A 21,659-nucleotide genomic window follows, 5' to 3' on the forward strand; every position below is an offset into this window, starting at 1 on the left:
AGGCCCGTTGGGCGAGGACGGCGGCGCGCCGCGCGATGCGCGACTGCTGGCAATGCTCGACGACGACCGGCAGGGCTGGGTGCTCGCCACGGCGGTGCGCGAGGACGGCGAGATCGTCGACTTCGAGATGGTGTACATCAACGACGCCGGCTGCCGGTTCGCGGGCCGGTCCCGCGAGGAGCTGATCGGCCGGCGCTACCGGGACCTGTGGCCGGAGACCGTGCACGACGGGACGCTGCCGCTCTACCGGGAGGTCGTGGAGACGCAACAACCCGTCACCCGCACGGTCTACTACGACCGGCCGAGCGTGACCGGGCACTTCGAGATGCGGGTCAGCCCGTGGGGTGACGGGCTCGGGGTGCGGTTCGTGGACCTGCGGCAGCTGACGGTCGCGCCGCCGTCGACGGGTGGCACCCGGCTGTATGACGTCCTCGACGCCGCCTTCGACGGCTTCACGCTGCTGCGGGCGGTGACCGACGGCAGCGGCGCGATCGTCGACTTCGTCTGCGACTACGTCAACCAGCTCGGTGCGAAGCTCGTCGGCCGCACCGCCGAGGAGGTCATCGGGCACCCGCTCAGCGAGGTGTCACCCGGCAGCTGGGACGACGGCCTGTTCGACCGGTACCGGTCGGTGGCCGAGACCGGCGAGCCGTGGCTGGAGCAGCGGCCGTATCCGCAGGTCGGCCAGGTGTGGGAGGTGAAGATCGCCCGGGCGCGGACCGACGCCGGCACGCCGGCCGTGGCGGTGTCGTTCCGGGAGGTCACCGACCAGGTCGGGCAGCAGCGGCACCTCGCCGCCGTCGCCGCGGAGGCCGAGCGGGCCGCCGCCCGCGCGACGGACGCGGCGGCCCGCGCCACCGCGCTGCAGACGGCGACGACGGCGCTGGTCGCGGCCAGCACGACGGCCGAGGTGTACGCGGCGATCGGCTCGGTGCTGCGCCCGTCGGCGGGCGGTCAGGGCCTCGCGCTCCTGCTGCTGCACGAGCAGCAGCTGCAGCTGCGGTTCCACGACGGCTACGAGCCCGACGTCGTCGCGAAACTGCGGGAGCTGCCGCTGGACCACCCGTATCCGGCGACGGCGGTCGCGCGGACCGGGCAGCCGCTTTACCTGACGTCCCTCGCCCAGTTCCAGGCCGCGCAGCCGGACCCGGCGGTGGCGGTCCCGGCGGGCGAGCGGCAGGCCTGGGCGTTCCTGCCCCTGGCGGTCGGTGGTGAGGTCCTCGGCACGCTCGTCGTCGGCTACCGCAGGCCGCGCGAGTTCGACTACGACGAGCAGGCGACGCTCATGGCCCTCGCCGGCCTCGGCGCCCAGGCGCTGCAGCGGGCGCTGCTCTTCGAGGCGCGCACCACGCTCGCGTCCGCGCTGCAGCGGGCGCTGCTGCCCGCGACGCTGCCGCGCGTGCCGGGGCTGCGCCACGCGGCCAGGTACCTGCCGTGGACCCACGGTGTCGACGTCGGCGGCGACTGGTACGACATCATCGACCTCGGCGAAGGGGCCGTCGGCGTCGTCATCGGCGACGTCGCCGGGCACAGCGCGGCGGCCGCGGCGACGATGGGGCAGGTCCGCAACGCGCTGCGCGCGTATGCCGGCGAGCGGCACAACCCGGCCAGCGTCGTGCACCACGTCAACCGGCTGGTGCTGGACCTGCACCCGGACACCATCGCGACCTGCTGCTACCTGGAGGTGCACCTCGCGGAGGGCACCGTCACCGCCGTCTCCGCCGGCCATCCCCCGCCGATGCTGCGCACCGCCGACGGCGTGCACCGGCTGGGGCTGCGGCCCGGCCCGCCGATCGGCGTGACCCCTGACGCGGTCTACCTCGACACGACGCTGCTGATCCCGGAGGCGGCGACGCTGCTGCTCTACACCGACGGCCTCGTCGAGGACCGCCGGCACCCGATCGACCAGGGGCTGCGGGAGCTGCGCGCGGCCCTGCACAGCGCGCCGACCCGGGACCCCGGCGGCACCCTCGACCACATCCTCGGCAGCGACGTGGGCCCGCGGCCCCGCACCGACGACGTCGCCGTCCTCTGCCTCACCAGCGACGCCGTGCCGACCGCGCCGCCGACCGCGCGGCGCCGCTTCCGGGGCGAGGCGATCAGCGCGTCGGCGGCCCGCCGCTTCGCCGCCGACATGCTCACCGCGTGGAAGCAGGCACCGATCATCGACGACGCGCTGCTGCTGCTCGACGAGGTGATCACCAACGCGATCCAGCACACCGTCGGTGACGTGACCGTCGAGCTGTGCCTGGACGAGTACCTGCGGGTCACCGTCCACGACACCAGCATCCGCCCGCCGGAGCGCCGGACGTCACCGGCCGGCGTCGACAACGACAACGGCCGCGGCCTGCACATCATCGAGCAACTGGCGGCCGCGTGGGGCTCCGAGCTCGTCCCGACCGGCGGCAAGCTCGTCTGGTTCGACCTCCCCCGCGTCTGACCGGCCCGGGATGCCAACCTGGTCACGCAGCGTGTCGGATAGCTGACCCCGTCGGAGCGGCCGGTGACCGTCGCTGGTACCACGGCTGCATGATGCGACGGCTGGCCGCGCTCACGGTGGCGGCGACGATGAGCACGGTGCTGGTCACGGTCGAGCCGGCGGCGGCCGTGCCGCCCGGCGGGTCGGCGACCACGGACATCTCCCACAACCTGACCTTCAGCGGCGCCCCCGGGTTCGCCAACGACGTCGTGGTGACGAAGTCCGGCACGACCGTGACGATCGACGACATCCATCCGATCAGCGTTTCCGGCGACTGTACGCACCCCGTCCTGGGCGACGACACGGTCGCGCAGTGCACGGTGTCGATGTCGCCCGACATCCACGTCGAGCCGGGCGACTGGAGCGACCGGGTCACGGTGATCGGCGGCGGCTCGGTGCACTGGCTCATCGGTACCGGCGACGGCAACGACACCGTCGACCTCACCGGCGTGACCGTCTCCGGCTCCAACGTGGCCGCCGGCAACGGCAACGACACCGTCACGTCCAGCACGCACGGCGAGCAGATCGACGGCGGCGCCGGCACCGACACGGTCAGCTACGCACAGCACCCCGGACCCGTCACCGTCGACCTGAGCACCGGCGACGGCGGCCCCGAGCACGACGGTCTCGCCGCCGTCGAGGCGGTCGTCGGCAGCCCCGGCGACGACACGCTCATCGGCGACGCCGGGGCCAACACGCTGAGCGGCGGCGACGGCGACGACCTGATCAGCGGGGGCGGCGGCAACGACACGCTCCTCGGCGGCGACGGCGCCGACACGATGTACGGCGGCACCGGCGTCGACACGGTCAGCTACGGCGACCACGCGGTGCCGGTCACCGCCAGCCTGGACGGCCTGGCCAACGACGGCGCGCCCGGCGAGGGCGACCTTATCGGCTCCGCCGTGGAGAACCTCACCGGCGGCTCCGCCGACGACGTCCTGTACGGCAACGACTCGGCGAACGTCCTGCGCGGCGACCCGAGCGGCAACTGGCTGCCCATCACCGGCGGTGACGACACCATCTACCCGCTCGGCGGCAACGACGTCTCGTACGGCCTCGGCGGCGACGACACGATCACCGACGGCGACGGCGCCGACACCATCTACGGCGGGTACGGCGCCGACGACCTCCACGGCGGCGCCGGCGGCGACACCATCCACGGCGACCAGGGCGCCGACGTGCTGTCCGGCGGCTCCGGCTACGACGCCCTCGACGGCGGCGCCGACATCGACTGGTGCCACGCCGACACCGGTGGCGCCAGCAAGACCGCCTGCGAGTTCCCGGGCCAGCTCCCCTGACCTACCGCGCCGGCCCCGCATCCCGCAGAATTTCCGGGCGGCGGGCACAACCGATCCGGTGGTTGCTGCGATCCAGGAGGTGAGCAGGGAGGGAGCCGGATGCGGGCCGACGAGGAGCACGCCTACGTGCAGTACGTGAGCGACAGGGTGCTCGCGCTGCGCAGGACCGCCTACCATCTGTGCGGGGACTGGCACGAGGCGCACGATCTGGTGCAGGCGACCTGCATCAAGCTGTACCGGCACTGGGGCAGGATCAGCGCCGCGGACTCGCCGGACGCGTACGTGCGGCAGGTGCTCGTCAACGTGTACCTGCAGCAGCGCGGCACGTGGTGGGCGCGCAACGTGCGGCTGTTCACCGACGCCGAGCCCGATCCGGCGCCGGTGGTGCCGGCGGCGCCTGTGCTGGAGCACCGGGTCGACCTGCACGCGGCGCTCGCCAAGCTGGCGCCGGGGCAGCGGGCGGTGCTGGTGCTGCGGTACTGGGAGGGGCTCGACGTCGCGGAGACCGCGCGGGTCCTCGGCTGCTCGACCGGCACGGTGAAGAGCCAGACGTCCTACGCCCTCGCGGCGCTGCGCCGCCTCATGCCCGACTACGCCTGGGAGGCGCGGTGAGCGAGCAGCTGTTCCGGTCGGTGCCGCTCGACGAGCCGCCGCTGCCGCCGCAGTACGTCGACACCCTCGTCGCGCGGGGGCGCAGGTCGGTGCGGCGCCGCCGGGTCGCCGCGGTGATCGCCGTCGTGGCCGTGCTCGCCGCCGGTCTCGGGCTGCTGCCGCTCGTGCGGCCGGTCGCCGTCGTGCCGGCCGCGCCGGGGGCGACGCCGTCGCTGCCCGACCACATCGCGCCGTACTCGTCGCTGACCAGCACCGTCAGCCGCTCCCCCGGCGGGCGGGCCGTCATGCTGTACCAGTTCGGCAACGGCGAGCTGTTCAACCAGTTCCAGCCGCTCGCGCTCGGCGCCGACCGGGACACCTACCGGCAGCTGGACGCGGCCGAAGGGCGCCGCGGCATCCGGCCCTGGCTGCTGTCGCCGGACGGGACGACCGCCGTCCTCACCGACGACAAGATCGCCGTCGACGCGCTGACCCTCGTCGACCTGCCCACCGGACGCCGGCGGGCGGTCCCGCTGCCCGCGCCGACGGGTGCGGTGCCGCTCGCGTTCTCCTCCGACGGTCGGACCCTGGCGTACTCGGCGGTGCCGATGCCGATGGGCGACCCGTACAACGACACCCTCGGCGAGTCCCGCCGGACCGGCGTGCTGACCCTGGTGGACCTCACCACCGGCCGGCACCGCACGCTGGACGGCGTGACCCCGGTCTTCGCCGCGTCGTTCGCGCCCGACGGGCAGCGGATCGCGGTCCAGACCGGGCCCCAGGTCAAGATCGTCGACCTGGACGGCAGGGTGGTGCGGACCGTCGACCTGCCCGCGGAGCACGTCCTCACCATGAACGCCGCCTGGTCGCCGGACGGCCGGCTCCTCGCCGCGACTGGCGCCACGACCTCCAGCGGCGGCGACGGGGTCACGTACTACCACCGGCGGATCGTCTTCGCCGACGCCACCGGGAGCGGGCCGGTGCCGGAGCCGATCGCGGCCGAGGAGATGCTCGGGTGGCGGTCCGGCGACCGGATCGTCGCGCTGGTCTCCGCCGGCGAGGGCCCCGGTGAGCTGCGGGACGTGCCGCTGGACGGCGGGCTGCCCGGCACGCGGCTGAGCCGGTTCGACGCCGGGCAGAGCTGCGAGTACGGGACACAGACGTGCCAGGCGTACGAGATCCGCATGGCGACCGGGCTGCTGCCGTCGCTGGTGGTGCGTCCCGCCGACCCGGACCGCGGGCCGTGGCCCGGGTGGTTCACCGTGACCACCGCCGGCGGCAGCGTGTTCCTGGTCGTCGTGGTGTTCCTGCTGTACCGCCGGATCACCCGCCGACGAGGGGCAGGTGCGTCGCGGGGAGACGCTGGAACGGAATGAGCCCCTCGACCCGGTCCGGGCTCAGCTGGAGCACCTGGTCGGCCTCGACGGACACCGCGAGGAGCATCGCGGTCGGCGTGGGGTCGACGCCGTCGACGAGCACGACCGGGATCTTCCCCGCGTCGATCATCTCCGCGATCGCCGCCGTCTCGTGCGGGTGCGGCGGCGTCTCGGCCGTGATGGACAGCACGGTGTGCGCCGGCAGGTGCCGGCGCAGACCCGCGACGAGCTGAAACCCGATGCCCGTGCCGCCGTCCCGGCAGACGACCGCCACCTCGTGCCGGGTCGCGAGGGTCGCGAGGACGGCGGTGACGTCGCCGAGGTACGCGCGGACCTGCGGCCCCTCCAGCGCCACGATCGTCGTGGCGGCCTGCGACGCGTCATCGGCCTGTGACGCGACATCGGCCGGCGCGGGGAAGGCGACGGCGGCGCCGATCCAGGCGCGCCGGGCCCGCAGGCTGCTCGCGCCGCTGACCGCGGCGGCGGCGAGCAGGATCAGCCCGATGGCGTAGGAGCCGTTGATGTCGTGCACGGTGCTGAGCAGCAGCGCCGGGAAGAACCCGACCCCGCTGCCGACAGCGCCGATCACGCCCGTGATGGTGCCGGCCTGGGCGGGTGGGGCGGTGCGCCCGATGAGCGCCAGCACGCTGCCGAACGCGGTGCCCAGCGCGACCGCGACGCCGCCCAGGGCCGGGCCCGCGACCCACGCGAGGGGCAGCTCGAACGCCAGGATCACCAGCAGCCCGGCGAGGGCGGTGAAGCAGGTGCCGATCACGGCGGTGGGGGCGCGCCGCCGGCACAGCCAGCCGCCGAACGGCCCGGCCATCGCGCCGAGACCGACCGCGCCGGCCGCGAACAGCATGGCCGCGGTCCAGCCGACGCCGTACGTGTGGTGCAGGTACGCCGGCAGGTAGACGTCGAGGGCGACGAGGCCGCCGCACGAGACGCCGTACCAGACGGCGAGATAGCGGGTGACCGGCCGGCGCACCAGGGCGGGAACGGCCGACCAGGCACTCCCCGGCCGTCGCCCGGCGGTGGGACGGTCGCGCAGCACGGCGGCGGCCAGCCCGGCGTGGCCGAGCAGCGCGCAGGTCAGGATCAGCAGGCCGTGCTCCCGGTCGATGGCGACCGTGGCCCGCACGGCGACCCCTGTCGTGGCGGCCAGGCACATGCCCGCGGCGAGGAGGCTCAGCGCGGACGCGCGGCGGCCGGGCGCGACGGCTCGCACGAGGGCGCCCGCGGCGGCGGGCAGGCCCGCACCCCCGACGCCGAGGGCACACGCCACGACGATCAGCGCCGCGAGCCCGTCGACGACGGCCAGGGCGGCCGCCGCGGCGGCCGCGGCGAGGCTCACCACCGGCAGCACGATCCTGGCACCGAACCGGTCGGTCAGCACCCCCACCGGGACCCGCAGCAGCACGCCGACGACGAGCGGCACGCTGCCGAGCAGGGCCCAGGCGCCCTCGTCGAGCCCGAAGCGGTAACCGAGCTGCGGGCCCAGCGGGCCGATCAGCATCCACGCCCAGTAATGCAGGATGTAGCCCGTGACGGCCACGGCCAGCGTGACGCCGGCCCTGCCCGCCGGCGCCGCCCTGCCCGGCGGATCGACCCGCCGCATCAGCATCGTGCCATCAGCCCCGCACCCCCACGCAACGCTCGACCGGTCCGCCTCGTCTGCTGGACCTCACTCCTCAACGACCTGAGGACGTAGCCGGTTACGCGTGCCCCCGGACGAGGTCCCGCGCACGGGTGCGCCGCGGCGGCGGTCGTATCCTCGACCCATGATCGGAACGCTGGACGTCGTGGTCCTGGACGCCGCCGACTACCGCGGCCTGGCCGCGTTCTACGCCGAGCTCGCGGGCTGGGAGCAGACCTACGCCGACGACGACTGGGTGTCGCTGCGCGCGAACGACGGATGGAAGGTCGGCTTCCAGCTCGCCCCCGACCACCGCCCGCCGCTGTGGCCCGGCCAGGAGCGCCCGCAGCAGGCGCACCTGGACCTCCGCGTCCCCGCGCTCGAGCCCGCTCTCGAGCGGGTGCTGGCGCTGGGCGGCACCCTGCTGCGCCGCAACGACCGCTGGATCACCGTCGCCGACCCGGCCGGCCACCCGCTCGACCTCTGCTGGCAGCCCGGCAACGACGGCGTGACCCTGCTCGGCCCGGTCGTGGACTGCGCGGATCCCTGGAGCCTCAGCCAGTTCTACACCGCCCTGCTCGGCAAGCCCCTGACCCACAACGACGACGACTTCACGCAGATCGGTGACAACGGCGACCGCCCCGTCCTCTTCCAGCGCGTCGACGGCTACACCCCGCCGCGCTGGCCGGACCCGGCCCACCCGCAGCAGCTCCACCTCGACGTGCTGGTCGGCGACCTGGACGAGGCCGAGGCGGCGACCCTGGCCCTGGGCGCGACCCGGCTCCAGGCCGGCGGCGAGACCTTCCGCGTCTTCCTCGACCCGGTCGGCAAGCCATTCTGCCTCTGCTCCCAGCCCGGCTGACCCCTGACGGGGCTGCGGGGCGTTCCTACCCCACTGCCGGCGGGTCCGCCGCGGCGCGACGGCGGCGGAGCAGGCCGGCGATGACGTCGATGACGATGAACGCGGCGAGCGTGACGCCGAACGTCGGCAGGGCCCAGCCGATCGCGCCGGTGACCACGATGCCCGCGACGAGGACGGGCGGACGGACCCGGCGCCACGCGCCGCGGGCGGGCGGCGCACCAGTCAGGGTGCGGGTGGGGCGGCGCTGCCACCACATGCGGTACCCCCAGACGACGACACACAGCAGGCCGATCGCGAGGGCGGCGAGGAGGATCTGGTTGGCCGGCCCGAACAGGTAGCCCATGTGGGCCTGGACGCCGAGGCTGGTCAGCTGGGCGAGCAGCGGCCAGTCGGCGAAGTCGGACCGGTCGGTGACGGTGCCGGCGACCGGGTCGACGGCGATGCGGTCGAAGTGGACGGGCCACACGTTGTCGTTCTCGAAGACGGTCCAGGCGGCGCCGTCCGCGGCGGGCGGGGTGATGTCCATCGGCCCGGTGAGGCCGTTCGCGCGCGCGATGCGCAGCACGGCGTCGACCTGGGCGGGGTCGCCGGCCGGGGCCGCCGCGCCGCCCTCACCGTGGTGGCCACCGCCGCCGGAGGGGGCGCCGGACAGGGCGGTGCTGACGGCGGGGCGGCGCGAGTCGAGGCTGTCCAGCGCGAGGCTGAAGTTGGCGCCGGCCCAGTCCGACCAGGTCAGGCCGGTCGCGGAGAGGAAGAGCAGGCCGGCGGTGAGCCAGACGCCGGTCGCGGCGTGCATGCCCCGGGTGCGGCGGACTCCCTTCGCGGCGCGCAGGTCATAGAGCAGTGTCGCTTCGGTACGGCTACGCCGCCGCTCCCCGCGGGACCGCCACTGACGGTTGCACCACAGGACGAGCCCGCCGAGCACGACGACCCACAGCCAGCTCGCGGCGGTCTCCGAGTACACCAGGCCGACGTCGCCGAGGAGCAGGTGGCGGTGCAGGTCGTCGAGCCGGGTCGTCAGCGGCGTCTCGCCGAACCAGGTGGTGAGCTGGCCGCGGATCTCACCCGTGTACGGGTCGACGTAGACGGTGTGCGTCTTCTCGCCCAGCGACGGCACGCTGAAGACGACCTTCGTGGTCGCGTCCGGCGCCGACGCCGGCGTGACGGAGGTGAAGGTGCCCGACGGGTGGGCGGCGATCGCGGCGGCGACCTGCTCCGACACCGGCTTCGGCAGCCCGGGCCCGACCCGGGCCACGTGCAGCTCCTTGTCGTAGACGAGGTTGTCGAGCTGCGGGGTGAACACGAACAGCAGCCCGGTGACCGCCGCGGCGACGAGCAGCGGCGCGACCAGCACCCCGGCGTAGAAGTGCAGGCGGGTCAGCAGCGGCACGATCGACCGGGCCGACGCCTCGGGGCGGGGCTGCACGGCTGGGGGTGAGACGTCGGTGGCGACGGACATCGGGAGACCTCCGGATACAGGCGATCGGGGCGGGCGGGCCCACGAGCATGTAGTCGCCGCCGGACCGGAGGAAGTTCCCGGGAACTTGTCGCGCCCGATCGCCGACTACCTCATGCCCCACTCCGCCGAACCCTCCGCCGAAACCGAGGAACGCCAAGCCATGCGTCTCACCCGCCCGGCCGCCGCCCTGGCCGCCGCATTGATCGCCGTCTTCGCCGTGCCCGCCGCCGCGGGTGCGCACGTGACCGTCAACCCCAACACCGCCACGCAGGGCGGCTACACCAAGGTGACGTTCCGGGTGCCGAACGAGCGCGACGACGCCTCCACCACCAAACTCGAGATCGCGCTGCCCACCGACAAGCCGATCGCGTCGGTGTCACTCAAGCCGATCCAGGGCTGGACCGCCGTCGCCGAGACCAGCAAACTCGCCACACCGATCAAGACCGACGACGGCGAACTCACCGACGCCGTCTCCAAAATCACCTGGACCGCATCAGCCGGCGCGGAGATCAAACCACACCAGTTCCAGGAGTTCGACGTCTCCCTCGGCCCCCTGCCGACCACCGACCAGATCGTCTTCAAGGCCCTCCAGACCTACTCCACCGGCGAGATCGTCCGCTGGATCGACGAACCCGCCGCCGGCGCCGAGGCCGAACACCCCGCCCCCGTCCTCAAACTCACCAAGAAGACCGAGCCGCCCGCCACCACGGCCGTGATCACCGCCGCGCAGGACGCCGCCGACACCGCCGCCGACGGCCAGACCGACGGCACCGCGATCACGCTGGGCATCGCCGCACTGCTCGCCGGGTTCGCGGCGCTGTTCGCCGCCGTGGTCGCCTACCGCCGCGCGGGCGCCTCATCCAGGGCCTGATCGAGGCTGCGCAGGATCGCGGCCTCGGCGGCGGCCCACGTCTCGGTGTGGTGCAGCCACGGCGGCGCCGGGGCCGGCTGCGGGCCGAACAGGAACCGGTGCGGCACGATGCCGCGCAGCGCCTCGTGCACGTCGAGCTTGTCGTCGACGAAGTGGGTGATGCCCAGCTCCGCGCAGTGCACGGCCTTCTCGGGCCGCCGCAGGCAGAACCGGAGGTGCTCGCGGGGGATCCCGGTGCGGGCCGCGAACGCGTGATGGTCGAGCCACTGCCGCGTGTGGCGCTGCACCCGCTCGCCGCACTTGGAGACCAGCCACACCTGCTCGAAGCGCGGCACGAGACGGGCGAGGGCCTCGAACGCGCCGGGCACCGCCGGCGTGGCCAGCATCCTGGCGGTGTCGCCGCTGAAGAACTGGGTGTCGCCGCCGCCCGGGGCGGACCCGCCGATGATGACCCGGCCGATGTCGACGCCGAGCCTGCTGCCTGCTGTGTTCATGTGGTTCAGCGTCGCCACCGCGGCGCTAGAGCGGAACTATTCTTGTCCGCGCGGCTATAGTCTGCGGCTATGGCTGTGTCGCCGGACGCCCTCGCCGCGTTCGCGGTGTTCGCCGAGCACCTCAACTTCACCCGGGCGGCGGAGCGGCTGCGCATCTCCCAGCCCGCGCTGCACGTGAAGATCGGCAAGCTGGCGCGGGAGCTGGGCCGGCCGCTGTACCACCGGGTGGGGCGGCGGCTGGTGCTCACGCCCGACGGTGAGGCGGTGGCCCGATTCGCCCGCGCGCACGACGAGCGGCTCGCGCAGTTCCTGGCCGAGTTCGCCGGTGCCGCGCCGCGCCGGCCGGTCGTGCTCGCCGCCGGTCAGGGCGCCTACCTGTACCTGCTGGGCGACACGATCCGGGCGGTGCTGGCCGAGGAGCCGACCCGGCTGCGCCTGATCAACTGCGACCACCGGCAGATGCTCGCCGCGGTGCGGACCGGGCAGGCGCACCTCGGGGTGAGCGTGCTGGACGTGCTGCCCGAGGACCTGACCGTGGCGGAGCTGGCGACGTTCCCGCAGATGCTGTTCGTGCCCGAAGGACACCGGCTGGCCCGGCGCAGGAGCGTCGGGCTGCGCGACCTGGACGGCGCCCGCATGGTCGTGCCGCCGCAGCACCGGCCGCACCGGGTGCTGCTGGAGCAGGCGCTGCGGGCCGCCGGTGCCGGCTGGACGGTCGCGGTGGAGGCGGAGGGGTGGCCGCTGATCGCGCAGTTCGTCGCGCTCGGCGTGGGGCTGTCGGTCGTCAACGGCTGCGTGCCGCCACCCGCGGGGGTGGTGGCCCGCCCGGTCCGGGACCTGCCACCTATCACGTATCACCTGGTGCATCAACCGTCAGCGATGTCAGACCCGCGAATCACCGGTCTTGTGCAGCGCATTCTTGCCCGCGCCTGAAAATTTCACGGATCCGGATTCCTGCAACAAACCTGCACACCAGAACCCTTGTCGTGGAGGAAAGCGCTTTCCTAGTATCGGGTTCCGCCGATGCTTTGACACCCCCGTCGCATCACCCCCACGGAGGCTTCGCATGAGCCCACAGTCCCGAACACCCCGCCGCCTCGCACTCCGGGCCGGCGTGGCCGCGGCCGCCACCGCCATCGTCGGCACCGCGATCGGCGTCGCCCTGTCCACGCCGGAGGCGTCCGCGGCGACCGGCGGCGTCACCGGCTTCGCGACCCAGAACGGCGGGACCACCGGCGGCGCCGGCGGGCAGACGGTCCGGGCCACCACCGGCACCGCCATCCACGCCGCCCTGTGCAACCGCGCCAGCAGCAGCACCCCGATCATCATCCAGGTCGAGGGCACGATCAACCACGGCAACACGACCAAGGTCTCCGGCAGCAGCTGCAACACCGCCGAGGACAAGATCGAGCTCAAGGAGATCAGCAACGTCACCATCATCGGTGTCGGCGGCGGGGCGGTCTTCGACCAGCTCGGCATCCACATCCGCGACTCGAGCAACATCATCATCCAGAACGTGACGGTCAGGAACGTGAAGAAGTCCGGCTCACCCACGTCCAACGGCGGCGACGCCATCGGCATGGAGAGCACCGTCCGCAACGTCTGGGTCGACCACGTGTCCCTGGAGGCGTCCGGCGGCGAGTCGGCGGGCTACGACGGCCTGTTCGACCTCAAGGACGACGTGCAGTACGTGACGCTGTCCTACAGCACCCTGAAGAACTCCGGCCGGGGCGGCCTCATCGGCTCCAGCGAGAGCGACCGGGGCAACAGCTACATCACGTTCCACCACAACTCGTACACGAACATCGACTCCCGCACACCGCTGCTGCGCGGCGGCATCGCGCACATCTACAACAACTCCTACGTGAGCCTCAACGAGTCCGGCATCAACTCCCGGGCCGGCGCGCGGGCACGCATCGACAACAACTACTTCAAGAACTCCAAGGACGTCATCGGCACGTTCTACACCAGCGAGGCCGGCTACTGGCAGGTCGCGGGCAACATCTTCGACAACGTGACCTGGTCGCCGAAGGGCACCGACACCAACCCGGCGGGCCCGAACCCGACGTCCAACACCAGCGTCAGCATCCCGTACAGCTTCTCCCTCGACCCGGCCAGCTGCGTGCCGGACGTCGTGAGCCGCACCGCGGGCGCGAACAAGGGCCTGCAGGTATCCAACGGCAGCTGCACGCCGACCAGCCCGACCGGCGGTCCGACCTCCGCCGGGCCGACCTCGTCGTCGCCGCGGCCGTCCTCCCCCGGCCCGTCCTCGCCGGGACCCACGCAGGGCGGCACGAACCTCAGCATCGGCGCCGGCTCCGACGGCTCCAGCAAGGCCGACGGCACCAGCTACGGCGACGTCCGCGACGGCAGCATGAGCACGTACTGGTCGCCGTCCGGCACGACCGGCTCCATCTCCATCAAGTGGGGCTCGGCCACCGCGATCTCGCGCATCAACATCCGCGAGGCGTCCGGCTCCACCGGCGTCATCCGCAACTGGCGCGTGCTCAACGGTGACACCGGTGCGGTCCTCGCGTCCGGTACCGGTGCGGGCGTCATCACCTTCACCCGCACCTCGCTGAAGAAGGTCACCTTCGAGATCACCAGCGCCACGGGCACCCCGAAGGTCGCCGAGTTCGAGACCTACGCCTGATTCGCGGGCAGAGGGGGCGGGGCCGGATCCGTCCGGCCCCGCCCCCTCGCGGCAGCGGTCAGAGCAGGCTCAGCTTGAACACCTCGAACGCGGCGGCGAACGTGACGCCGAGGCGGGTGCCCGTCTGCCGGGAGAAGCCCTCCAGGAACTCCTCCGCGTCGAAGTCGCCGGTGCCGAGACCGCGCAGGTAGGCCTCGTGCGCCTCCAGGGACCGCACGCCGAGGTCGAACGTGGCGGTCGTGTCGGCGGCGTGCTTGGACAGCGGCGAGTTCGCCGCCCACACCTGCCGCACCCCGCCCCACCGCTCCAGCCCCTCGTCGATCTGCTCCCGGAACACCCACCGGTTCCCCGCGTCACGCGCGGCGTCGAGGACCGCCCGGCCTGTGACGATGTGGTCCGACATGTTGAGCGCGTCGCCGGCCTCGTCCCAGCTGTCGCGGAAGTTGTTCGTGATGACGATGTCCGGCCGGTGCGTGCGGATCACCCGCGCCAGCTCGCGCCGCAGCGGCACACCGCCCTCCAGGACACCGTCGGGCAGGCCCAGGAACTCCACCTGCGACACCCCGACGATCTGCGCGGACTCCCGCTGCTCCCGCTCCCGCAGCGGCCCGGCCTCCGCCGGGTCCATCCCGTCGATGCCGGCCTCGCCGCTGGTCAGCAGCACGTACGCCACCTCCTTGCCCTGACCGGTCCAGCGGGCGATCGCCGCGGCGGCGCCGAACTCCAGGTCGTCGGGGTGCGCGACGATCGCGAGGGCCCGCTGCCAGTCCTCGTCGACCGGCTGCAGCGGGTGCGGTGTGGCAGGCGTTTCAGTCATGCCTCCCATCTTGCTGCACGCCGCGCGCCGGTGCCGCCGGGTCCGCCCGGCCCCGGGCAGCCCGGTTGAGCACGGCTTCCTCCGGCGGGTTGTCCCGTCGATCCGGACATGTCGATCATGTCGTAGGCTGCGTCCCGGTTGAAGGTCACCGTCCTGGGAGTTCGGCCTGTCAATGAACACCATCCATCCGTCCGTGGCCCGCGTCGCCACGGCGTGCCGCGCGCTGATCGACGCGCGCTGGTTCACCGTCGCCTCGTTCACGGTGATCGTCATCAACGCGGCGGTGCTCGGCCTGGAAACCTATGACGGTGCGCACCGCGCCGCCGCTGACGTGCTCCGGGCCGTCGAGTACGGCTGCATCGTCTGCTTCGCGGTCGAGCTGCTGGTGCGGTTCGGCGCGCAGCTGCCGGCGCCCCGGGCGTTCTTCCGCGACGCCTGGAACCTCTTCGACCTGTTCATCCTGCTCTCGCCGCTGCTGCCGGGCGTCCGGGAGAACGTGACCGTGCTGCGCATGCTGCGCCTGGCCCGGATCGTGCGGACGTTCCGGCTCTTCCCGAGCCTGCGGGTCATCCTGGTGGGCATCCGGCGCAGCCTGCCCGGCCTCGGCAGCTTCCTGCTCGTCACCGTCCTGCTGCTGTACGGCTACGCCATGCTCGGCTGGATGATGTTCGCCGACGCCAACCCCGCCCGGTACGGCACCGTCGGGCAGGCGATGCTGACCCTGTTCCTGCTGCTGTCCCTCGACGGCATCACCGACACCCTGCAGACCGGCCGCGCCGTCACCGAGTGGGCGGTGCTGTACTACGTCTCCTACATGGTCGCCGCCTGCTTCCTGCTGACCAACCTCCTCGTCGGCGTCGTGCTCAACGCGCTGCAGGACGCCCATCAGGAGGAGCGCGACACGGCGAACGCCGCCCCCACCCCGGCCGAGGACCCCGCCGGACAGCCCGCAGACGCGACGGTCGCGGCGCAGCTGGCGTCGCTGCGCGCGGCCGTCGACGCCCTCGAGCAGCACCTCGCCCGCCCGGTCGCGACGGATCCGGCCGGACCGGTGCCGCGCCAGCCAGCGCCGGTCGGCGACGGATCAGGCTGAGGCCGGCGAACGCCCGTCATCGGCACCACACCGGCCCGGCGGGGTCACCGGGCCGGGCGGGTGTAGCGGTGCTTGACCTGCGGCGGGAAGTACTCGGGGTCGCCGGTGGGGCGCAGCTCGACCCGCGGTGTCTGGTAGGCGGCGGGCACGTAGTTGGCGAACTCGCTGTTGAGCCGCCGCAGCTCGTCCCGGATCGCGCCGGCCAGCTGCGCGGCCCTTCCAGGGGCGCCGGTCTCGCCCTGCGCGAGCTCCGCCACGACGGACAGGTGGCGCTCCTCGTCGCTGTCGGAGAGGACCTGCAGGACGAACTTGCCCGTGACCCAGTCGCTGATGCCGTCGCGTTCCAGGGCGACGGTCACGTTCTCCGGGTAGATGTTGGCGCCGAAGTACGACACGGTGAACAGCGACCGGCCGAAGACCCACACGAACGGCAGCCGCGGGGCGGCGCCGGCGTCCAGGCCCGCCGCCGGGTCGAAGCCCAGGCCGGCGCAGTACGCGAGCATCGCCTCGTGCGACAGCAGCCCGCCCTCGTCGGCGATGTGGTAGCGGACCAGCGGGATGCCGCCGTCGCCGGTGAAGAGCAGCGTGCCCTCGTGGGTCTCGAAGTAGCGGGTCACCGGGTCGTACTGCACGAGCGTCGGCAGCCGCGGGTCGCCGAACAGCGCGCGGGCGGCGTCGGGACGGCCGGCGAGGAACCTCCGGATCGCCACGCTCAGCGGCGTCTCCGTGCCCAGGACGCCGGCGTCGGCGGTGCCGTACAGGGAGACGGAGTCCGACAGCGGGTCCGTCATCCCGGCCCTGGCGCCGACGAGCGTGCGCCACTCCTCGCTGAAGACCTCACCGGCGAGCAGCAGCTTGATCGCGTACGCGGGCCAGTCCACGCCCCGCTCCCGGCCGGCGTCCACGACGTTCTTCACGAACGGCGGGTACCCCGCGAGGACCACCTGCTCGAAGTGCGGCCCCAGCTCCTGGACGACCCGCAGGATCTCGTCGACGTTGTTGCCGGGCGTCGCCACCGTGACCGGGTAGCCCTTCGCGGCCAGGTGCCGGCAGGCTGCCGCGGTGTACATGCCGCCGACCCACGACCCGAGCGCGAAGCACACCACGACGAGCGTGCGCCGGCGGTCGGCCCGGAAGCTGCCGACCAGCGCCTGCTCGAACCTGCGGGCGACGACGAGCTCGTCCGGCACGGAGCGCGGCCACACGGTCGGCTGCCCCGACGACCCGGACGACACGGCGACCGTCTCCGCGCCGTCGAGCGTCCCGCCGCGGCACAGCTCCGGCAGCGGATACCTGCGGTGGTAGTCGGCCTTCGTCAGCAGCGGCACCCGCGCGAGGTCGCCCGCCGTGGCGATGCCGGCCGGGTCGACGCCGCGCTCGCGCAGGAACGCCCGGTATGCGGGCACGCTCGCGGCGACGTCGCGGAACAGCCGCAGCGCCCGCTCGGCGCCGTCCTCCACCGCCGCCGCGCCCGGCGGGGCCTCGTAGAACTCGCGCAGGCCCGCCAGGACCCGCTGCGCCCTGTCATCCACTGTACGCACTCCGTCCGCTTCAGGCCCGGCCGATTGTATTGGCGGGCGCGACGATCATTGGGCAGACTCGACGCCGTGCGGGCGGCGCGGCGGGGCGGGGTGTACCTCCTGGGCTCGCTGCTGTCCGCGGTCGGCACCGTGCTCGCGCTGCCGCTGCTGTGCGTGCCGCGGCTCGCCCGCTGGTGGGCGGCCTGGCACCGCGGCCGCGCCCGGCGGCTGCTCGACCCGGCGTCAGGGGCGCGGCCCACGCTGCGGGCGGCGTGGGCGGACGCGGCGACGGGCCGGACGGCCGGCGCCCTGCTCTGGCTGCCGGTGCATGCGGTCACGGGGGTGGCGTTCGGGCTGCCGGCGCTGCTGTGCGTGGGCAACATCGTGGTCGCGCTGATCGCGACGCCGCTGTGGTGGGCGTTTCCGTTCGTGGAGCGGCCGCGGCTGTTCATCGACGTCCCGGTGACCGGGTGGGCGACGGCGCTGACCCTCGGGCCCCTGCAGGTCGTGCTGCTCACGGTGCTGGCGTACGTGGCCTTCCCGCCGGTCGCCCGCGCGCACGCCCGGAGCTGCGTGGCGGTGCTGGCGCGCCGGGCCGACGAGGAGCTCGCCGAGCGGGTCGCCGTGCTGACCCGGACCAGGGCGGACGTGCTCGACGCGCACGGCGCGGAGCTGCGCCGGATCGAGCGTGACCTGCACGACGGCACCCAGGCCCGGCTCGTCGCCATCGCGATGCGGCTGGCCGTGGCCCGGCAGGCGTTCGCCGAGTCGCCGCGGGACGAGCAGTTCGTGGAGGGGCTGCTCCGGGACGCGCACGAGGGCACCGAGGAGGCGATGGCGGAGCTGCGTGAGGTGATCCGGTCCGTGTACCCGCCGATCCTCGCCGACCGGGGGCTCGACGGCGCCCTGACCGCCGTGGTCACCCGCTGCGGCGTGCCGACCCGGCTGGAGATCGGCGAGTTCGATCGGGTCCCGGCGGCCGTTGAGGCCGTCGTCTACTTCGCCGTCGCCGAGGCGCTCACCAACGTCGCCAGGCACAGCGGCGCGACCGCGGCCCGGGTGCGGGTCGGCCGCACCGCGGACCGGCTGTCGGTGGTGGTCACCGACAACGGTGCCGGCGGCGCCGACGAGCGGCGGGGCACCGGTCTCGCCGGGATCCGCCGCCGGGTGCTCGCCCTGGACGGCGCCGTCGACGTCGACAGCCCGACCGGCGGGCCGACGACCGTGACCGTGGAGCTGCCGTGCGGGTGGTGATCGCCGAGGACAACGTGCTGCTGTCCACCGGGCTGGAGCTGCTGCTCGGCCGGGCCGGCTTCCAGATCGCGGCCGTCGCGCAGGACGCGGACGGGTTCCTCGCCGCCGTGCGGGAGCACCGGCCCGACGTGACGATCGTCGACGTCCGGCTGCCGCCGACGTTCCGCGACGAGGGGATCCGGGCCGCCCTGCAGGCCCGGCGGGAGCACCCCGGGCTGCCGGTGCTGGTGCTGTCGCAGTACGTGGAGCAGCAGTACGCCGCGGAGCTGCTCGCGACCGCCGGCGGTGGTGTCGGCTACCTCCTCAAGGACCGGGTCAGCCGGGTCGACGGGTTCGTCGACGCCCTGCGCCGGGTCGCCGACGGCGGCAGCGCGATGGACCCCGAGGTCATCGCCCAGCTGGTGCAGCGCGCCGGCGACCCGCTCGCCGCCCTCACGCCCCGCGAACGCGAGGTGCTCGGGCTGATGGCGCAGGGCCTCGACAACACCGCCATCGGCGCGCGGCTCGTCATCACCGACAACGCCGTGCACAAGCACATCGGCAACATCTTCGCCAAGCTCGGCCTCGCCGTCACCGACAGCGGCCACCGCCGCGTCCTGGCCGTCCTCGCCTACCTCAACGCCGCGGGCCGCTGAGCGCCGCCGGCCGCTGAGCGCCGCCGGCCGAGGCGTTCACGAGCGGGCGGCGACGGTCGAGGGCTTCACGAGCGGGCGCCGATCGCGTCGACCGGCGCCGGCCGCATCGCGATCCGGGTCGCCGTCATGATCGCCGCCCAGCCGAGCAGCGCCGCGACGGCCACGATCCCGGCGTACATCGGCGGCGGCACCGACGGGATCGGCGTCCTGGTCAGCGCGAAGCTCGTGCCGACCAGCGACGGGAGCGCGGCCAGCGACCCGATGACCACGGCTGCCACGACGACGATCCTCGTCTCGCCGCGCATCATCGCGCGCACCTGCCCGGGGCTCGCGCCGACCAGCCGCAGCAGCGCGAACTCGCGGAAGCGCGCGGCGGTCGCCATCACCAGCGTGTTCACCACCGCGATCGCGAGGTAGCCGAGGAGCACCGCGTTGAGGACGAGGCCGACCACCGACTCGCCGGCGGTGGCGTCCTGTTGCGCGGCGACGAACGAGTCCCGGTCGCTGACCCGGACCGTCGGCAGGTCCCGGACGGCGGACCGCAGCGCGTCGCCGACCGCCCGGGCGTCGGTGCCCGGCGCCGCCGCCACCAGCACGGCGAGGTCCAGCCGGTCCGTGGTGTGCGCCAGGACGAGGTCGTGCGGCAGCGTGACGTCGCCGAGGCCGAGGCCGCGCTCGTAGATCGCCACCACCGTCGGCGTGACCGGCGTGCCGTCGCCGAGCCGGAGGTCGACGGTGCCGCCGAGCGTCGCGCCGAGGGTGCCCGCGGCGATCCGGCTCAACGCCACCGTCTCGCCCCGCAGGTCCGCGACGTCGCCCTCGAGCACGCCGAGGTCCAGGGTCGCCGCGAGCCGGTCGCCGGTGACCCCCTGCGCGGCGTAGCTGCGGATCTGCCGGTCGTCGCCGGAGCCGAAGAGGGCGAGGGTCCGCGTGCGCACGAGCGGGGTCACCGTCGCGATGCCCGGCACGTCCCGCAGCGCGTCGGCGACCTCGGGCGACACCCCCGCGGAGGTCGCGGTGACGACGTAGCCGGCGCGCAGTCCGTCCCCGGCCTGCTCCCGGGCGGCCGCGCCCGCGGTCGTGCCGCTGAAGAGCTGCCCGGCCGCGAGGGTGACGCCGATGATCAGCGGGGTGGTCGCCGCGGCGAGCCGCCGGGAGTTGGCGCGGGCGTTCGCGGTCGCGAGGAACCCGCTGACACCCGACCCGCGGTGCAGCCAGGGGCTCAGGACGCGGACGGCGCCGGTGAGCAGCCGCGGCCCGAGCAGCCCGACGGCGAGGACGAGCAGGAACGCCGAGAACGCGGCGCCCTCGGCGGCGGCTTCGCCGGGCACCCGCAGCGGCGGCACGATCGCCATGGCGAGGCCGGCGGGGACGAGCAGCAGGCCGGCGGCCAGCCGGATCCGGCCGAGTCGCGCCGGCTCCGCGGCGGCCTCGCCGAGCGCGTCGACGGGCCTGAGCCTGGCCGCGCGCCGGGCCGCGATCCAGCCGCCGAGGCGGGCGCCGGTCAGGCACAGTACCGTCGCCGCCAGCAGCGGCAGCGGGCCGATCGACAGCTCGAAGTCGTCCGGCACCGCACCGGCGAGGGCGAAGACGCCGCGCAGGAGGAAGGCGAGCCCGATGCCCGGGACCACGCCGAGCACCGCGCCGAGCGCGCCCACCAGCACTGTCTCCGCGGCGATCATGCGCAGCACCTGTTTCGGGGTCGCGCCGATCGCCCGCAGGAGGGCCAGTTCCCGCAGCCGCTGCCGTACGGACAGCGCGAGGGTGCTCCCGACGACGACCATGATCACCAAGACCATGCTGCCGCCGAAGGCGAACGACAGTTCGGTGATGAACGACCGCGTCGCGCCGACGTCGAGGAACTCCACCTCGCCGCGGTCCCGGCCCGCGTAGACGACCACACCCGGGACCGCCTCCTTGACGGCGCGCGCGAGGTCGCCGGCGCCGGGAGCGGCCAGCACGCCGATCACGGCCACCCGGTCCGGCCGGCCGGTCAGCTCCCCGGCCCGCTCGTCGGTGAAATACACCGCGGGCTGCCGGCTCCCCAGCCGCACCGCGATGCCGGTCACCCGGTACGTGGCCGTGTTCGAACCGACCGCGAGCCGGACGTCCGCGCCGGCGGCGACGCCGGCCCGCTCGGCCAGCGCGGCGTCCAGCACCACGTCCCGCGGCCCGGCCGGCGGCTGCCCGGCGCTGATCGTGACCGGGCCGAGCGCGGCGGATCCCCAGCCGTGCCCCAGCACGGGCCGCCCACCCGCCCCGTCGGCCGTCACGTCGGCCGTCACGAGGCTCACCGGGACGCTCACGTCGGCGATCGCCACCCGTACCCCGGGAACCCGCGCGACCTCCGCGACCTTGGCGGCCGGCAGGGTGGCCCGCTCAGCGAACCGCGGGTCGACGTCGTCGGCCACCGGCAGCGTCTGCGGGGCACCCACCACGAGGTCGGCGGCCCGGTAGCGTTCGGTGGGAGCCCCCGAGCGCTCGCTGCTCTCCAGCAGGATCCCGCACGCCGTGATCACCGCCGAGCCGAACACCACCGCCACGAACGCCGCGACGAACCCGCCCTTGCGGTCCTTGATGGTGCTCCATGCCAGCCACACAGCCAGCCGCAGCATCCGGCG

Annotated in this window: 17 protein-coding genes; 11 read left to right on the plus strand and 6 right to left on the minus strand. The window is 74.0% G+C overall.

Translation table 11 applies throughout. From position 1 onward, the window contains the following. The first annotated feature begins 7 nt into the window (after positions 1 to 7). The 4 genes from AB0J72_RS11915 (at position 8) to AB0J72_RS11930 (ending at position 5,744) form a co-directional block, all read left to right on the plus strand. Complete coding sequence (locus tag AB0J72_RS11915) at positions 8 to 2,440, plus strand: SpoIIE family protein phosphatase (RefSeq protein WP_363397767.1); 2,433 nt, start codon at positions 8 to 10, stop codon at positions 2,438 to 2,440. 89 nt (positions 2,441 to 2,529) lie between these two features. Further along, positions 2,530 to 3,777, plus strand: coding sequence for a calcium-binding protein (locus tag AB0J72_RS11920; protein ID WP_363397769.1), 1,248 nt, complete (start codon positions 2,530 to 2,532; stop codon positions 3,775 to 3,777). A 99-nt stretch (positions 3,778 to 3,876) separates the two neighbouring features. Further along, complete coding sequence (locus tag AB0J72_RS11925; RefSeq protein ID WP_363397771.1) at positions 3,877 to 4,389, plus strand: SigE family RNA polymerase sigma factor; 513 nt, start codon at positions 3,877 to 3,879, stop codon at positions 4,387 to 4,389. Beyond that, positions 4,386 to 5,744 carry a hypothetical protein gene (locus AB0J72_RS11930; protein ID WP_363397773.1) on the plus strand — a complete coding sequence of 453 codons (1,359 nt, stop codon included), beginning with the start codon at positions 4,386 to 4,388 and terminating at the stop codon, positions 5,742 to 5,744. Before AB0J72_RS11925 ends, AB0J72_RS11930 begins: the two co-directional genes overlap by 4 nt. Here the strand turns inward: AB0J72_RS11930 and AB0J72_RS11935 are convergent. Then, a complete protein-coding gene (locus tag AB0J72_RS11935; protein ID WP_363397775.1) occupies positions 5,692 to 7,362 on the minus strand; it encodes an MFS transporter in 1,671 nt (556 codons plus the stop codon). The genes AB0J72_RS11930 and AB0J72_RS11935 overlap by 53 nt on opposite strands. Positions 7,363 to 7,525: 163 nt before the next feature. Here AB0J72_RS11935 and AB0J72_RS11940 point away from each other — a divergent pair, with 163 nt between their 5' ends. Continuing rightward, positions 7,526 to 8,242 carry a VOC family protein gene (locus AB0J72_RS11940; RefSeq protein ID WP_363397777.1) on the plus strand — a complete coding sequence of 239 codons (717 nt, stop codon included), beginning with the start codon at positions 7,526 to 7,528 and terminating at the stop codon, positions 8,240 to 8,242. 25 nt (positions 8,243 to 8,267) lie between these two features. On the opposite strand, the gene AB0J72_RS11945 is transcribed toward AB0J72_RS11940, so the two are convergent. Beyond that, on the minus strand, positions 8,268 to 9,701 hold the full coding sequence (locus AB0J72_RS11945; protein WP_363397779.1) for a PepSY domain-containing protein: 1,434 nt from the start codon (positions 9,699 to 9,701) through the stop codon (positions 8,268 to 8,270). A 160-nt stretch (positions 9,702 to 9,861) separates the two neighbouring features. On the opposite strand from AB0J72_RS11945, the gene AB0J72_RS11950 reads away from it, so the two are divergent. Further along, a complete protein-coding gene (locus tag AB0J72_RS11950) occupies positions 9,862 to 10,572 on the plus strand; it encodes a YcnI family protein (RefSeq protein ID WP_363397781.1) in 711 nt (236 codons plus the stop codon). On the opposite strand, the gene AB0J72_RS11955 is transcribed toward AB0J72_RS11950, so the two are convergent. Next, a complete protein-coding gene (locus tag AB0J72_RS11955; RefSeq protein ID WP_363397783.1) occupies positions 10,539 to 11,066 on the minus strand; it encodes a hypothetical protein in 528 nt (175 codons plus the stop codon). The two genes, AB0J72_RS11950 and AB0J72_RS11955, sit on opposite strands and share 34 nt — an antisense overlap. Positions 11,067 to 11,135: 69 nt before the next feature. On the opposite strand from AB0J72_RS11955, the gene AB0J72_RS11960 reads away from it, so the two are divergent. Both AB0J72_RS11960 and AB0J72_RS11965 read left to right on the plus strand, forming a co-directional pair. Beyond that, positions 11,136 to 11,999, plus strand: coding sequence for a LysR family transcriptional regulator (locus AB0J72_RS11960; RefSeq protein ID WP_363397785.1), 864 nt, complete (start codon positions 11,136 to 11,138; stop codon positions 11,997 to 11,999). Positions 12,000 to 12,132: 133 nt separating this feature from the next. Further along, positions 12,133 to 13,719 carry a pectate lyase gene (locus AB0J72_RS11965; protein ID WP_344499946.1) on the plus strand — a complete coding sequence of 529 codons (1,587 nt, stop codon included), beginning with the start codon at positions 12,133 to 12,135 and terminating at the stop codon, positions 13,717 to 13,719. A 58-nt stretch (positions 13,720 to 13,777) separates the two neighbouring features. Here the strand turns inward: AB0J72_RS11965 and AB0J72_RS11970 are convergent, their stop codons facing one another. Then, entirely contained in the window at positions 13,778 to 14,536 is a 759-nt protein-coding gene (locus AB0J72_RS11970; RefSeq protein WP_344499944.1) for a PIG-L family deacetylase, read from the minus strand. A gap of 172 nt (positions 14,537 to 14,708) precedes the next feature. Here AB0J72_RS11970 and AB0J72_RS11975 point away from each other — a divergent pair, with 172 nt between their 5' ends. After that, complete coding sequence (locus AB0J72_RS11975) at positions 14,709 to 15,629, plus strand: ion transporter (RefSeq protein WP_363397788.1); 921 nt, start codon at positions 14,709 to 14,711, stop codon at positions 15,627 to 15,629. 44 nt (positions 15,630 to 15,673) lie between these two features. Here the strand turns inward: AB0J72_RS11975 and AB0J72_RS11980 are convergent, their stop codons facing one another. After that, entirely contained in the window at positions 15,674 to 17,161 is a 1,488-nt protein-coding gene (locus AB0J72_RS11980) for a phenylacetate--CoA ligase family protein (protein WP_363397790.1), read from the minus strand. A gap of 75 nt (positions 17,162 to 17,236) precedes the next feature. Between AB0J72_RS11980 and AB0J72_RS11985 the strand changes: the two genes are divergently transcribed. Further along, positions 17,237 to 18,403, plus strand: coding sequence for a histidine kinase (locus tag AB0J72_RS11985; protein WP_363397792.1), 1,167 nt, complete (start codon positions 17,237 to 17,239; stop codon positions 18,401 to 18,403). Beyond that, complete coding sequence (locus AB0J72_RS11990; RefSeq protein ID WP_344499938.1) at positions 18,391 to 19,038, plus strand: response regulator transcription factor; 648 nt, start codon at positions 18,391 to 18,393, stop codon at positions 19,036 to 19,038. The genes AB0J72_RS11985 and AB0J72_RS11990 overlap by 13 nt, the downstream gene beginning before the upstream one ends. 65 nt (positions 19,039 to 19,103) lie before the next feature. On the opposite strand, the gene AB0J72_RS11995 is transcribed toward AB0J72_RS11990, so the two are convergent. After that, positions 19,104 to 21,653, minus strand: coding sequence for an ABC transporter permease (locus AB0J72_RS11995; protein ID WP_363397794.1), 2,550 nt, complete (start codon positions 21,651 to 21,653; stop codon positions 19,104 to 19,106). Positions 21,654 to 21,659 lie beyond the last annotated feature (6 nt).

It is taken from the genome of Dactylosporangium sp. NPDC049742, from assembly GCF_040674675.1.
GTDB classification, from domain to species: Bacteria; Actinomycetota; Actinomycetes; order Mycobacteriales; family Micromonosporaceae; genus Dactylosporangium; species Dactylosporangium maewongense.

Bases quoted from the DNA above. Each gene is read 5' to 3' on its own strand.
- AB0J72_RS11920 (WP_363397769.1), top strand. From the start codon at position 2,530: ATGATGCGACGGCTGGCCGCGCTCACGGTGGCGGCGACGATGAGCACG.
- AB0J72_RS11925 (WP_363397771.1), top strand. From the start codon at position 3,877: ATGCGGGCCGACGAGGAGCACGCCTACGTGCAGTACGTGAGCGACAGG.
- AB0J72_RS11935 (WP_363397775.1), bottom strand. From the start codon at position 7,362: ATGCGGCGGGTCGATCCGCCGGGCAGGGCGGCGCCGGCGGGCAGGGCC.
- AB0J72_RS11940 (WP_363397777.1), top strand. From the start codon at position 7,526: ATGATCGGAACGCTGGACGTCGTGGTCCTGGACGCCGCCGACTACCGC.
- AB0J72_RS11945 (WP_363397779.1), bottom strand. From the start codon at position 9,701: ATGTCCGTCGCCACCGACGTCTCACCCCCAGCCGTGCAGCCCCGCCCC.
- AB0J72_RS11950 (WP_363397781.1), top strand. From the start codon at position 9,862: ATGCGTCTCACCCGCCCGGCCGCCGCCCTGGCCGCCGCATTGATCGCC.
- AB0J72_RS11955 (WP_363397783.1), bottom strand. From the start codon at position 11,066: ATGAACACAGCAGGCAGCAGGCTCGGCGTCGACATCGGCCGGGTCATC.
- AB0J72_RS11960 (WP_363397785.1), top strand. From the start codon at position 11,136: ATGGCTGTGTCGCCGGACGCCCTCGCCGCGTTCGCGGTGTTCGCCGAG.
- AB0J72_RS11965 (WP_344499946.1), top strand. From the start codon at position 12,133: ATGAGCCCACAGTCCCGAACACCCCGCCGCCTCGCACTCCGGGCCGGC.
- AB0J72_RS11970 (WP_344499944.1), bottom strand. From the start codon at position 14,536: ATGACTGAAACGCCTGCCACACCGCACCCGCTGCAGCCGGTCGACGAG.
- AB0J72_RS11975 (WP_363397788.1), top strand. From the start codon at position 14,709: ATGAACACCATCCATCCGTCCGTGGCCCGCGTCGCCACGGCGTGCCGC.
- AB0J72_RS11995 (WP_363397794.1), bottom strand. From the start codon at position 21,653: ATGCTGCGGCTGGCTGTGTGGCTGGCATGGAGCACCATCAAGGACCGC.